The following is a 12626-nucleotide window of genomic DNA, read 5'->3' as shown; positions in this document are numbered from 1 at the left end:
ACATCGGGCGATTCGCACGCGAATCCGGGTTGCATCAGGGTTGTGTGAGCGCCGTAAAGCGCTCGAAATAATCGGGGAACGTCTTGGCGACGCACCTCGGGTCGTTGATGCGGATCGGCACACCGCCCAAGCTCACGAGCGAGAAGCACATCGCCATGCGGTGGTCGTCGTAAGTGTCGATCGCGGCATTCGGGATCAGCTTTTCGGGTGGCGTGACGACGAGGAAATCTTCGCCTTCCTGCACCTTCGCACCGACTTTGCGCAGCTCGGTCGCCATTGCGGCGATGCGGTCGGTTTCCTTCACGCGCCAGCTCGCGATGTTGCGCAGCGTGCTCGTGCCGTCCGCGAACAGCGCGGCGACCGCGATCGTCATCGCGGCATCGGGGATCAGGTTGAAGTCCATGTCGATCGGATCGAGCTTGCCGTGGTCGTTGCCGACGCCACGCACTTCAATCCAGTCGTCGCCCATCTGCAGGTTCGCGCCCATCTTGATCAGCGCATCGGCAAATCCGACGTCGCCCTGGATGCTCGCGCGGCCCACGCCTTCGACTCTGAGGGGCCCGCCGCCGAGTGCGCCCGCGGCGAGGAAATACGACGCCGACGACGCATCCCCTTCCACCATGATCGTGCCCGGCGACTGATACCGCTTCCCGGCCGGCACCACGAACTGGTGCCAGCCGTGGCGCTCGACCTCAATGCCGAAGCGCGCCATCAGCTTGATCGTGATCTCGATGTACGGCTTCGAGATCAGTTCGCCGTCGACCTGCACGGTGGTGACGCCGGTCGCGGTGCGCAACAGCGGCAGCGTCATCAGCAGCGAGGTCAGGAACTGGCTCGACACGTCGCCGCGTACGCGGATCGGCGCGTCGGCCGTTATCTGGGCGGGACGGATGCGCAGCGGCGGATAGCCTTCGTTCTGCTCGTAGTCGATCTTCGCGCCGATCTGGCGCAGGCCGTCGACGAGATCGCCGATCGGCCGTTCATGCATGCGCGGCACGCCGTGAATCCGGTAGTCGCCGCCGTTCACGGCGAGCGCCGCGGTCAGCGGGCGCACCGCCGTGCCAGCATTGCCGAGGAACAGGTCGGCCGTGCGCGCGGTGAACGCGCCGCGCGTGCCGGTCACGACGCAGGTGTCGCCGTCGCGCTTCAAACGTACGCCGAGCTTTTCGAGCGCGTCGAGCATCACGCGGGTGTCGTCGGAGTCGAGCAGGTTCGTGATCGTCGTCTCGCCTTCGGCGAGCGCGGCGAGCAGCAGCACGCGGTTCGAGATGCTCTTCGAGCCGGGCAGACGAACCGTGCCGGACGCACGGGAAAAAGGTCCGAGATCGAGGAATTCCATGATGTGTCCAGTTTCCGGTTATTTCGACGCGTCGCCGCTGGCCACGCCAGCCGCGCGCTGCTCCTGCCACTGACTGCGTGCGACGCGCGAGCGCGCGAACACGGCTTCGAGCGCGGCGCCGTCGCCGGCTTCGATCGCCGTGCGCAGGCGCGCGAGTACCGCGGTGTACGCGTCGAGTTCGTCGAGCAGCGCCACGCGATTGGCGACACAGACGTCGCGCCACATCTCCGGACTCGACGCGGCGATGCGCGTGAAGTCGCGAAAACCGCCCGCCGCGAACGAGAACTTCAACGCAGCGTCGGGCGAATTGAGGATCTGCTCGACGAGCGCGAACGACAGCACGTGCGGCAGATGACTGACCGACGCGAACACGCGGTCGTGCTGCTGCGGCGTCATGTCCCGCACCAATGCGCCGGTGGCGCGCCACATCGCCGCGACGCGCTCGACCGCGTCCGGCGTATTCTCGGGCAGCGGGCACAGCACGACGTTGCGGTTCACGTACAGATCGGGCAACGCGGCATCGACCCCGCTGGACTCGCGACCGGCGATCGGATGGCCCGGCACGAACTGGCCGATCCGGGCGCCGAGCGCCGTGCGGGCGGCGGCGACCACGTCGGACTTGGTGCTGCCCGCATCGGTGACGATCGTGTTGGCGTCGAGATGGGGCGCGATGCGCTCGAGCAACGGCTGGGTCTGCGCGACCGGCGCCGCGAGCAGCACGAAGTCCGCGCCCGCGAGCGCGCCGCGCAGCGCGGCGTCGTCGGTGAGCGCCGCGGCGCCGTCGATCACACCAAGCGCCAACGCCCGTTCGCTCGACGCGGAGGTCCGTCCGACCCCAACCACCATGCGTGCCCCGCCAGCCTCGCCGCGTTCACGCAACGCGCGCGCGAGCGATCCGCCGATCAGGCCAACACCGAAAATCACCAGCTTGTTAAAGGAAAACGCGGCCACGTCGCTCACACAATACGGACATTAAGCGCGCCACTCCTGCCGGTCGACGCGCGGGGTCAAGGATCAAGGCTTACGCTGCGTCAGGCTCGGCAAGCGTCTTTTCGAGCGCCGCGAGGAACGCTTCGTTTTCCTCCGGCAAGCCGATCGTGATGCGCAGCCACTGCGGCAAGCCGTAGCTGTCGACCGGTCGCACGATCACGGCCTGCTTCAGCAGCGCAAGGTTCACGCGGGCGCCGGCTTTGTCGTCGCTGCCAACGCGCACGAGCACAAAGTTGCCTTCGGACGGCACGTATTCGAGGCCAAGCTTGTCGAACGCCTCTGTCAGAAGCGTATAGCCCTGCGCGTTCAGCGCCGCGCTTTTCTGCAGAAACGCGCTGTCGTTCAGTGCCGCGATCGCCGCGGCTTGCGCGAGCGTATTTACGTTAAACGGTTGACGCAGTCGATTCAGCAAATCGGTCAACCCGGGCTGCGCGATCGCGAAACCGATGCGCAAGCCCGCAAGCCCGAACGCCTTCGAGAACGTACGCGAAACCAGCAGGTTCGGATAGCGGCGCACCCAGTCAATGGAGTCATAGCGTTTGTCCGCCGACAGATACTCGGTGTACGCCTCGTCGAGCACGACGGCCACGTGGCGCGGCACCTTGTCGAGAAACGCCTCGAGCGTCGGGCCGTCGACGAACGTGCCGGTCGGATTGTTCGGATTCGCGACGAACACGAGACGCGTGTCGTTGTCGATTGCGGCGAGCATCGCGTCGAGGTCGTGACCATAGCGCACCGCCGGCACGACGATGGCGCGCGCGCCGACGCCTTGCGTCGCGAGCGCATAGACCGCGAACGAATACTGCGAGAACACGACCGCCTGGCCCTTCTCGACGAACGCGTGCGCGGCGAGTTCGAGGATGTCGTTGCTGCCGTTACCGAGGGTGATCCACTCAGCCGGCACACCGTAGCGCGCGGCGAGCGCCGCCTTCAACTCGAAACCGTTCGAGTCCGGATAACGGCCAAGATCGGCGATCGCCTGCGCCATCGCGTGCTGCGCGGATTCCGGCATGCCGAGCGGATTCTCGTTCGATGCGAGCTTCACGATGCTCGCCTCGTCGAGACCGAACTCGCGGGCCACTTCCGAAATCGGCTTGCCGGCGATGTACGGCGCGATCGCGCGCACATAGGAAGGGCCGAAAGACGCTGTCATGAAAATCTCCGAACGACGATGGATAAGTGAAACCTGCGTTCGGGCAGCGCACGCGGCGCCGCCCGGACTGCGCTGCCAGCCCTTAGCGGGCGCGCGGATATGAGCCGAGTATTTTGAGGAACGCGGCCTTCTCGCCGAGACCGGCGAGCGCGGCAGCCACAGCCGGATCGTCGCGATGGCCTTCGACATCGATATAGAAGTAGTACTCCCACGTGCCGACGCGCGCCGGACGCGATTCGAAACGTGTCATCGACACGCCGTGGCGAGCGAGCGGCTCGAGCAGCTTGACCATCGCGCCCGGTTCGTTCGCGACCGACACGATCAGCGAGGTCTGGTCGTAGCCGCTCGGACCGGTCGGCTCCTTGCCGATCATTACGAAGCGCGTGCGGTTGTGCGGATCATCCTGGATCAGCGCGTTGGTGACCTGCAGGCCGTAGTGGATCGCGGCGCGATCGCCGGCGATGGCCGCGACAGTCGGATCTTCGGCCGCCATCCGTGCAGCTTCGGCATTACTCGACACCGCCTGGCGCTCGAGATGCGGCGCATTGGTCGACAGCCAGCGCTGGCACTGCGCGAGCGCCTGCGCATGCGCGCATACGCGCGTGACGCCAGCGAGCCCGTTTTGCGTGAGCAGGTTGTGATGGATCGGCAATGCGAGTTCGCCGCCGATGGTCAGCTGGGTTTGCAGCAGCAGATCCAGCGTGCGCGACACCGCGCCTTCGGTCGAGTTCTCGACCGGCACGACGCCGTAGTCGGCGGCGCCCGCCTCGACCGAGCGGAATACTTCATCGATCGAGGGGCACGGCAGCCCTTCGATAGACTGACCGAAGTACTCGTGCATCGCCTGTTCGCTATAGGTGCCGACCGGCCCGAGATACGCGGCCTTGATGCTCTTTTCTAGCGCGCGGCTCGCGGCCATGATCTCGCGCCAGATCGCGCTGATGTGTTCGTCCGCGAGCGGCCCCGCGCTCATTTCCTGCAGGCGCGCGATCACCTGCATCTCGCGCTCGGGCCGGAACACCGGCGCGTTGAAATGCTTCTTGATCTCGCCCACTTCGAGCGCGACCGACGCGCGCTGGTTCAGGAGCGCGATCAGCTGCGCGTCGAGCGCGTCGATGCGATCGCGCAGAGGTTTGAGTCGTGTATTGAGTTCGTCGTCCATGCGTAAAACGGCTCTGCCGGGTAACTGCTGGAAAAGATGCGCACGCCTGCCGGTCAGTGTGACTCAGGCGCTGCGCTGTTCGAATTCCTTCATGTATTCGACAAGCGCTTTGACGCCTTCGAGCGGGACGGCGTTATAAATCGACGCCCGCATGCCGCCGACGGACTTGTGGCCCTTTAGCTGCACCAATCCCCGCGCTTTCGCGCCGGACAGGAAATCTTCGTTGCGCGACTCGTCGGCGAGGAAGAACGGTACGTTCATCCGCGAGCGCGAGCCACGTTCGACCTTGTTCAGATAGAAGCTGCTCGAGTCGATCGTGTCGTACAGCAGCTTCGATTTTTCGAGGTTGCGCGCCTCCATCGCCTGGAGGCCGCCCTGGTTCTTCAACCACTTAAACACGAGCCCGGCAATATAGATCGCATAGGTGGGCGGCGTGTTGTACATCGAGTTGTTCTCGGCGACGGTCTTCCATTCGAACGCCGATGGGCAAATCGGCATTGCGCGATCGAGCATGTCCTCACGCACGATCACGACCGTCACGCCCGCCATGCCGATATTCTTCTGCGCGCCGCCGAACAGCACGCCGTATTTGGCGATGTCCATCGGGCGCGAAAGGATGTGCGACGACGCGTCCGCCACGAGCGGAATATCGCCGAGGTCGGGAATCTCGAAGGTTTCGACGCCGTGAATGGTCTCGTTGGTGCACAAATGCACGTAAGCCGGATCGTCCGACAGTTGCCATTCCGCACGCGCCGGCGCGCGCGTGTAGCCCTCGGCCGTCTTGCCGGTCGCGGCAAGATGCACGCTGCCGTATTTTTCCGCTTCCTTGAACGATTTCTGCGACCACGAGCCGGTGACGACGAAATCCGCCCGCGGTTTCGAGCCGAGCAGGTTCATCGGCACGATCGCGTTCTCGCCGAGGCCGCCGCCCTGCAGGAAAAGGATGCGGTGACTTGCCGGCACCTGCAGCAACTCGCGCAGATCGGTCAGCGCTGCTTCGTGGATCGACATGAATTCCTTGCCGCGATGGCTCATTTCCATCACGCTCATACCACTACCTTGCCAGTTCAGCATCTCGTCGGCTGCCTGGCGCAGCACTTCTACGGGCATGGCCGCCGGGCCGGCGGAGAAATTAAAAACGCGCATGTGAGGTCCTGGAAGCGGGCGTGAAATAACGAAGTCGCGCGGGAATCGGCGAAAAGAACTGCGAAATGGCTCGCCGAAAAAGAAAATGGCCGTCTGCGCCAGTGCGCAAACGGCCATTATCGCATTGTCGCCGCCAACCCGCCACGCCGGGTGGCCCAATGGGCGCGGCGACAGGCCGGCTGATTAGCGCGGCCTGCGAGCGGAATTTACTTGGCAGCCGGCTTGACCGATGCGACTTCCTTGTCGGCCTGGTCACGCGTTGCCTTGATCGATTCCGGCATGTACTTCTGCATCAGACCGTTCACGACGTCGCGGCCAACCTGGTCTTGCACCTGGATAAACTTGCGTCCGGTCGGGCTCTTGTAGAACGTGGTCAGGTCCTTGATTTCCGACACGCTGTAGTACTTCGCGTATGCATCGTACTGAGCTTGCATCGCGTCCTGACGGAAGCCGTCGGTTGCGAAGACCTGGCCTGCCGCGTCCACCAGCTTCGGCACCGCGTTCTTCTGCAGCGTCGGCACGGCGGCCTGCTTCTGCTTGTCCGTCATCGTCTTGTTCTCGGTCAGCGCGTCCGACAGGATTGCCGGCACGAGCTGCTTGGCCTGCATCTGCGCGCTATTGCCGATTGCGCCAACCAGCTTCTGCGCGTCGATGGCGTCGAGCAGGTCCTTGATGGCAGCTTGCTTGGCCGGATCAACCGGTGCTGCTGCGGCAGCCGGAGCTGCGGGCGCCTGGTTCTGCAGCGCTTGAGCCATGGCGAAGGTCGGCACGATGGCAGCCAGCAACATCAGTTGTTTGAATCGTTTTTGCATCATTACTCCCTAAGAGAAATTAACTTGAACCGCACGCCGCACGGGAAAGCGTACCGGCCTGATACGCGTTGACCCGCAGCGTAGCTTCAACGTATTAACTGAGACTGAAAGCCGCTGGCACGGATCAAGCCGCGCCGCCGCCCTCACCGCCGTTATCACCTTCAGCGGAGCCGTCGGAATCGCTTTCCGACTCGCCCTCGGCCTCAGCTACCTGTTGCAGACCGGACAGCTTGGTCCCTTCGTCAAGGCTGATGAGTGTAACACCTTGCGTTGCGCGTCCCATTTCACGAATTTCCGACACGCGCGTGCGAATCAGCACGCCCGTCGTGGTAATCAGCATGATCTGCGCTTCCGAATCCACGAGCGTCGCGGCAACGACCCTGCCATTGCGCTCCGACGTCTGGATCGCGATCATGCCCTTCGTGCCGCGGCCGTGACGCGTGTACTCGGTGATCGGGGTGCGTTTACCGAAGCCGTTCTCGGTTGCGGTGAGCACGGACTGTTGCTCGTCGCCGGCCACCAGCAACGCGATCACGTTCTGGCCGTCCTCGAGTTGCATGCCGCGCACGCCGCGCGCCTCGCGGCCCATCGGACGCACGTCGTTCTCGTCAAAGCGCACTGCCTTGCCCGAATCGGAGAACAGCATCACGTCGTGCTGGCCATCGGTGATCGCGGCGCCGATCAGGTAATCACCCTCATCGAGACCGACCGCAATAATACCCTTGCGCAGCGGCCGGCTGAATGCCTCGAGCGGCGTCTTCTTTACCGTTCCTAACGCGGTTGCCATGAACACGAACTTGTCGGCCGAGAACTCCTTGACCGGCAGCACGACCGTGATCTTTTCGCCTTCCTGCAGCGGGAACATATTGACGATCGGCCGGCCGCGCGAATTGCGCGAGCCCTGCGGCACCTCGTAGACCTTGACCCAGTACACCCGGCCGCGATTCGAGAAGCACAGGATGTGGTCGTGCGTATTGGCGATGAACAGCGTGTCGATCCAGTCGTCTTCCTTCATGGAAGTGGCCTGCTTGCCACGACCACCGCGCTTCTGGGCCCGATATTCGGACAGCGGCTGCGATTTCACGTAGCCCGCGTGCGACATCGTCACGACCATTTCCTGCGGCGTGATCAGGTCTTCGGTGTTCAGTTCGGTCGCGTTCAACTCGATCTTCGAGCGACGCGCATCGCCGAATTCGGCCTTGATCGACGAGAGTTCGTCGACGATGATCGCCGAAATGCGTTCCGGGCGAGCCAGAATGTCCAGCAGGTCAGCGATCTGCGCCATCACATCGCGGTATTCGCCAATGATCTTGTCCTGCTCGAGACCGGTCAGGCGCTGCAGACGCATCTGCAGGATTTCCTGCGCCTGGGTATCGGACAAACGGTATAGGCCATCGGCCTGCATGCCGAACGACGGGTTCAACCCCTCCGGACGATATGCTTCGCGACCGCCCGCCGACGCGTTATCCGTCTCGGCGCGCGACAGCATTTCGCGCACGAGCGACGAATCCCACGAGCGCGACATCAGTTCCTGCTTGGCGATAGGCGGCGTCGGCGCGGCCTTGATGAGCGCGATGAATTCGTCGATGTTCGCGAGCGCAACCGCCAGACCTTCGAGCACATGGCCACGTTCGCGCGCCTTACGCAGCTCGTAGACGGTGCGCCGCGTCAGCACTTCCCGGCGATGCGACAGGAAGCACGTCAGCATTTCCTTCAGATTCAGGAGCTTCGGCTGGCCGTCGACGAGCGCGACCATGTTCATGCCGAACGTGTCCTGGAGCTGGGTCGCCTTGTACAGATTGTTCAGCACGACCTCGGGCACTTCGCCGCGCTTGAGCTCGATCACGACACGCATGCCGCTCTTGTCGGATTCGTCACGGATGTCGGAGATGCCTTCGAGCTTCTTCTCGTTGACGAGCTCGGCAATACGCTCGAGCAGCGAGCGCTTGTTCACCTGATACGGCAATTCGTCGACGATGATTGCCATGCGCTGGCCGCGGTCGATTTCCTCGAAGTGCGTCAGCGCGCGCATCACAACGCGGCCGCGACCGGTGCGATAGCCGTCGCGCACGCCGGCCACGCCGTAGATGATGCCGGCGGTCGGGAAGTCGGGTGCGGGGATGATCTCGATCAGTTCGTCGATCGTCGCTTCCGGGTTTTTCAGCAGATGCTGACACGCGTCGACGACTTCGTTGAGGTTGTGCGGCGGGATGTTGGTCGCCATGCCGACCGCGATGCCGGACGAGCCATTGATCAGCAGATTAGGGATGCGCGCGGGCAGGATGGCCGGTTCATTCTCGCTGCCGTCGTAGTTCGGCACGAAGTCGACCGTTTCCTTGTCGATGTCGGCCAGCAGTTCGTGGCCGATCTTCGCCATGCGGATTTCGGTGTAACGCATCGCCGCGGCGTTGTCGCCGTCGACCGAACCGAAGTTCCCCTGGCCGTCGACGAGCATGTAGCGCAGCGAGAAGTCCTGCGCCATCCGTACGATCGTGTCGTAGACAGCAGTGTCGCCGTGCGGATGGTATTTACCGATGACGTCGCCGACGATACGCGCCGACTTCTTGTAGGCGCGGTTCCAGTCGTTGTTCAGCTCATGCATCGCGTACAGCACGCGCCGGTGCACCGGCTTCAGGCCATCGCGGACATCGGGAAGCGCTCGCCCTACGATCACGCTCATCGCGTAATCGAGATACGAACGGCGCATTTCCTCCTCAAGGGAGATTGGCAGAGTCTCTTTGGCGAATTGATCCATTATCCGTATCTTTTACGTGCGAAGGCGGGGGTTCGCCGCAACTTCGCGTAAGCATTGCAGGCGCAACGCATCACGCGATTCTAACATGCCACGCATCCGCGCCCGACGCAGGTACGTATACATATTAGAGGGGCACCCGCCAACACCTCGCCGATCCCGCACTTTCAGGCTCACCAGGCTCGATTCCTGCGTAGGGCCAATTCCCGCTCAGCCAGAGCCGGCGGACCGCTCAGACGAAAACATTTGTTGCGCATGCACCACATTTGGAGGGGGATTTGAATGGGGGCAGATTTTTTTTTCGTCGGAGGGGAACGATATGGCAAAATGCCAACGCACAAAGAGTCAGACACTGCTCGAAGTCTATACAGCCGGTTTTTGTTCCGCACCAATGTTATACTTCGAGCAATGTATGACTGGTCATCCGTCAACAGGCTCGCAGTAAACCTGCGGTAATCTCAATTTCGAGAGGAGAAATATGAATAAACTTTCAAAGCTCGCGTTCATTGCAGCTACCGCAGTTATGGCTGCATCCGCCATGGCGCAGTCGGTGCCGGCGTCGCGACAAGCTACCAACGACAACTGGGTGAATGGTACTGGCGAATACGTGTGGATGAACGGCACGAACGAGCTTTGCTGGCGCGATGCATTCTGGACGCCCGCAACGGCTAACGCCAAGTGCGACGGCGCTCTGGTTGCTCAGGCTCCGACCCCGCCGGCACCGGTCGCTCCGGCCCCGGCAATCTCCAGCGAAAAGATTACGTATCAAGCTGATGCGCTGTTCGACTTCGACAAGGCAATCCTGAAGCCGGCTGGCAAGGAACGTCTGAGCGAACTGGCATCGAAGATCCAAGGCATCAACCTCGAAGTCGTCGTTGCTACGGGCCACACCGACCGCATCGGTTCGGACGCTTACAACGACCGTCTGTCGCTGCGTCGTGCTCAAGCTGTGAAGGCCTTCCTGGTCAGTAAGGGCGTCGAAGCCAACCGTATCTACACGGAAGGCAAGGGCCGCCGCAACCCGGTTACCACCGGTTGCAACCAGAAGAACCGCAAGCAACTCATCGCCTGCCTCGCACCGGACCGCCGCGTGGAAGTCGAAGTTGTCGGTACGCCGAAGCAGTAAGCTGGAAAATTACCGCAGTATCGAAAGCCCCGCTTCGGCGGGGCTTTTTTTATGTGCGGGTGCCGCCACGTGGCGTGATGCGCGGCGGAGGAACACCCCGTTCCGCTACTAGCGGCTCGCAGCTCGGATTGGCAGCCGCTCGCTGGCGCGCTTTTGCCGCTCTTTCTCTTGCCCTATATACTCAGAGTTTATCCTCGAGCGTCCGCTCACCGCTTTCATCGAGGCAGCCTTCGCCATGACCAACGCCGATCCCCACGAACTACAGAAATTCAGCGACCTCGCGCATCGTTGGTGGGACCCGAACGCCGAATTCAAACCACTGCACGAACTGAATCCAATTCGCCTGCGCTGGATCGACGCGCACGCGCATCTCGCCGGCAAAAAGGTGCTCGATATCGGTTGCGGCGGCGGCATCCTGTCGGAATCGATGGCAGGCTTGGGCGCGCATGTTAAGGGCATCGACCTGTCGACGCAGGCACTCGGCGTCGCCGATCTTCACAGCCTTGAAAGCGGTGTAACTGTCGATTACGAAGAAATCGCGGCCGAGGCGCTGGCCGCGCGCGAACCGGGCACCTATGACGTGGTCACCTGCATGGAAATGCTCGAGCACGTGCCCCAGCCGGCCGCGATCGTCGAGGCCTGCAAGAATCTCGTGAAGCCGGGCGGGTGGGTGTTTTTCTCCACGCTGAACCGCAACGTGAAGTCGTATCTGTTCGCGGTGATCGGCGCCGAATACATCGCACGAATGCTGCCGAAGGGCACGCACGACTACGCGCGCTTCATCCGCCCGTCGGAACTCGCCGGCTTCGTGCGCGCCGCCGATCTGCGCACGGCCGACATCAAGGGCATCGTGTACAACCCGCTCAGCAAGCATTTCGCGCTGTCGTCCGACACGAGCGTCAACTATATGCTCGCCTGTCGCCGCGACGCCTGACCTGCCAGAACCGCCCCGATCCGCCGTATCCGAAACGAACAATGAGCGACCCGACTCCCCTGCCGCAACGCGAAGACAACGACGACACGCTCGGCTTTTGCCTCGCCGTGCTTTTCGACCTCGACGGCACGCTTGCCGACACGGCGCCCGACCTCGCGGCAGCCGTCAATAAAATGCGCCACGACCGGGGACTCGAGATGGTGCCGCTCGAGAAGCTGCGCCCGCTCGCCTCGGCCGGAGCGCGCGGACTGATCTGCGGCGCGTTCGGCATCGGGCCCGATCATCACGAATTCGCATCGATGCGCGAGGAGTTTCTCGCGAACTACGAAGCGGACCTGTGCATCGAGACGACGCTCTTTCCGGGCATCGCGGAAGTGCTCGACGAACTCGACGCGCGCGGCGTGCGCTGGGGCATCGTCACGAACAAGGTCGCGCGGCTCACCGAACCGCTCGTCGCGCAACTCGGGCTCGAGGAGCGCGCCGGCTGCGTGGTGAGCGGCGACACGACCCCACATTCGAAGCCGCACCCCGCGCCGCTGCTGCACGCGGCGCGTGAGCTGGACATCGCGCCGGAGCGCGTCGTCTATATCGGCGACGATCTGCGCGACGTGCAGGCCGGTTTTGCTGCCGGCATGAAGACCGTCGCCGCCGCGTACGGCTATTGCGGCAACGACATTCCGCCGACACGGTGGCACGCGCAACACGTGGTGGAGTCGACGGCCGAGTTGCAGACGCTGCTGCGCGACATTGTCTGACCAGGTCCGGCCAGCCAATGCGTGCGACCCGTGCCGTCAATCTATTGTAAAATCTCCTTTGGCTCATATATGTGAGCAACGAACCGCGGGGGCGACCTGGTTTCGACAGGGGTTGCGAAGCGGCTAGGGCATGTCGAGGACCCGTCACCTCGTTAATCAATGGGAAAAACGTAACTGCAAACGACGATACGTTCGCACTGGCAGCCTAAGGGCCGCCGTCCTCTGCCTAGTTCACTGACGGGCTAGTGTCGCAAGACCGGTAGCAATACCGACAGAGGTCATATACGTCAGTTAAGCCTTGGCGGCGTCACGACGTCCGGGTCGAAAATCTAGTGAATCGCCGTAGCGCAGCGTGTTCGTCCGCGTCGCTGCGGTTAAATCAAAAGACAGAACTAAACATGTAGAACTGGTCGTAGAGGACTTCTGGACGCGGGTTCGATTCCCGCCGCCTCCACCA

The 12626-nt window shown here is 62.9% G+C and carries 10 protein-coding genes and 1 other RNA gene; 4 read left to right on the top strand and 7 right to left on the bottom strand.

Going from position 1 to position 12626, the window contains the following annotated elements; genetic code table 11:
* Nucleotides 1-34: 34 nt before the first annotated feature.
* The 7 genes from aroA to gyrA form a co-directional block, all read right to left on the bottom strand.
* Nucleotides 35-1339 carry a 3-phosphoshikimate 1-carboxyvinyltransferase gene (aroA, locus tag G5S42_RS02455; protein ID WP_176105382.1) on the bottom strand — a complete coding sequence of 435 codons (1305 nt, stop codon included), beginning with the start codon at nucleotides 1337-1339 and terminating at the stop codon, nucleotides 35-37.
* Nucleotides 1340-1357: 18 nt separating this feature from the next.
* Nucleotides 1358-2299, bottom strand: coding sequence for a prephenate dehydrogenase (locus G5S42_RS02450; RefSeq protein ID WP_176105381.1), 942 nt, complete (start codon nucleotides 2297-2299; stop codon nucleotides 1358-1360).
* A 61-nt stretch (nucleotides 2300-2360) separates the two neighbouring features.
* Nucleotides 2361-3482 (bottom strand): histidinol-phosphate transaminase, encoded by a 1122-nt coding sequence (hisC, locus tag G5S42_RS02445; protein WP_176105380.1) that lies wholly within the window; start codon nucleotides 3480-3482, stop codon nucleotides 2361-2363.
* 82 nt (nucleotides 3483-3564) lie between these two features.
* Entirely contained in the window at nucleotides 3565-4644 is a 1080-nt protein-coding gene (gene pheA, locus G5S42_RS02440) for a prephenate dehydratase (protein WP_176105379.1), read from the bottom strand.
* A gap of 63 nt (nucleotides 4645-4707) precedes the next feature.
* Nucleotides 4708-5790: a 3-phosphoserine/phosphohydroxythreonine transaminase gene (gene serC, locus G5S42_RS02435; protein WP_176105378.1), complete on the bottom strand. Its 1083-nt coding sequence runs from the start codon at nucleotides 5788-5790 to the stop codon at nucleotides 4708-4710.
* A gap of 206 nt (nucleotides 5791-5996) precedes the next feature.
* The gene (locus G5S42_RS02430; protein ID WP_176105377.1) at nucleotides 5997-6602 is read right to left on the bottom strand and encodes a DUF2059 domain-containing protein; all 606 of its coding nucleotides are present in this window, start codon (nucleotides 6600-6602) and stop codon (nucleotides 5997-5999) included.
* Between the two features lie 124 nt (nucleotides 6603-6726).
* Nucleotides 6727-9357, bottom strand: a complete 2631-nt coding sequence (gene gyrA / locus G5S42_RS02425) for a DNA gyrase subunit A (RefSeq protein WP_176105376.1) — start codon at nucleotides 9355-9357, stop codon at nucleotides 6727-6729.
* A 475-nt stretch (nucleotides 9358-9832) separates the two neighbouring features.
* On the opposite strand from gyrA, the gene ompA reads away from it, so the two are divergent.
* From ompA to ssrA, 4 genes are all read left to right on the top strand, one after another.
* Entirely contained in the window at nucleotides 9833-10480 is a 648-nt protein-coding gene (gene ompA / locus G5S42_RS02420; RefSeq protein ID WP_026228725.1) for an outer membrane protein OmpA, read from the top strand.
* Nucleotides 10481-10715: 235 nt separating this feature from the next.
* Complete coding sequence (ubiG, locus tag G5S42_RS02415) at nucleotides 10716-11414, top strand: bifunctional 2-polyprenyl-6-hydroxyphenol methylase/3-demethylubiquinol 3-O-methyltransferase UbiG (protein ID WP_176105375.1); 699 nt, start codon at nucleotides 10716-10718, stop codon at nucleotides 11412-11414.
* A gap of 41 nt (nucleotides 11415-11455) precedes the next feature.
* Nucleotides 11456-12169, top strand: a complete 714-nt coding sequence (gene gph / locus G5S42_RS02410; RefSeq protein WP_176105374.1) for a phosphoglycolate phosphatase — start codon at nucleotides 11456-11458, stop codon at nucleotides 12167-12169.
* Nucleotides 12170-12256: 87 nt separating this feature from the next.
* Nucleotides 12257-12626, top strand: a transfer-messenger RNA (tmRNA) gene (gene ssrA / locus G5S42_RS02405).

Origin of the sequence: Paraburkholderia youngii, from assembly GCF_013366925.1 — a bacterium.
In the GTDB taxonomy this organism is placed as follows: Bacteria; Pseudomonadota; Gammaproteobacteria; order Burkholderiales; family Burkholderiaceae; genus Paraburkholderia; species Paraburkholderia youngii.
The sequence above is the reverse complement of the archived record's forward strand: the minus strand, read 5'-3'. Positions and strand labels throughout refer to the sequence as shown.